General features: G+C 70.1%; 1 protein-coding gene. It reads right to left on the bottom strand.

Going from position 1 to position 966, the window contains the following annotated elements:
• On the bottom strand, positions 1 to 911 hold a 911-nt coding region (locus DD1DGNOD_RS07150; protein WP_206443004.1), incomplete at its 3' end, for a glycosyltransferase.
• Positions 912 to 966: the final 55 nt, after the last annotated feature.

The following is a 966-nucleotide window of genomic DNA, read 5'->3' as shown; positions in this document are numbered from 1 at the left end:
TCCAGGTCACCACCAGCCTGGCCAGCACCAGCCTGGCCAACACCGTCCGGACCAGCGCCGGCCAGGCCACCGTCGGCCGCGGGAGCCGCGCCGCGTGGGCCGAGGATTCCGGGTGGCGCCACGACTATCGCCTGCAGCCGGTGCCCGAGCGGTTGGAGCGCGTCGGCCGCGACCTGCAGGAACCGGCTGCCGACCTCGCGGGTCACCGTCCCCAGCGAAACCAGCACGTGCTCGCGGTCGGGATCCAACCAGTCCCAGGGGAAGGCCGCGGCGGGCCGCCGCCCGAGGGGCACACCGACGAAGCCGTAGTGGTCGGGAAAGCCTCCTGTGCGCAGCATCCGGGGCACCGAGCACACCAAGGTCAGCTGGTCGGAGAACCGCAGGTCACCAACGCGCGCTTCGTGTTCGGGCACACCCTGGGAACACTGGAAGTCACGCAACGTGTCAAGCACCCACTGCCCGACCCCGGGCAGGAATTGGTACGGATCATCCAGTTCCGCGGACGTGGTGGCAAGGGTCACCCACGGCAGGGCGCGGCGGCGGGCCACGAGCGCGGCTCCGACCGCCTGCTGGTCCACGACCAGTACGTCCGGGGCGAACTGGTCGACCTTCGCCTCGACCTCGTCGACCATCGAGACAGCCAGCGGGATGAGGAAGTCCTTCCACAGGAACTTCAGGGATGCCGGGCCACGCAGCTTTCTGGATTTCTCCTCAACGGCAGCCTGATCGGAGTCGCGGAGCGTCCCGGCAAGCGGCAGCAGGGTCAGACCGGGTGCCAGCAGCGGCCCGACCACGCCGGCGTGGCCCGCGACAGCGACCTCGTGACCGCGTTCGGCGAGTTCGCCGGCGATCCCGACCGCCGGGTTGACATGCCCGGTCAGTGGGGGGACGACGAACAGGAAGCGGCTCACGAGGATGCCCTGGTGCCGACATCCTTGTCCGGACGGTTGGGATCCTTGTCCGGAC

The organism is Candidatus Protofrankia californiensis, from assembly GCF_900634765.1.
GTDB classification, from domain to species: Bacteria; Actinomycetota; Actinomycetes; order Frankiales; family Frankiaceae; genus Protofrankia; species Protofrankia californiensis.
The sequence above is the reverse complement of the archived record's forward strand: the minus strand, read 5'-3'. Positions and strand labels throughout refer to the sequence as shown.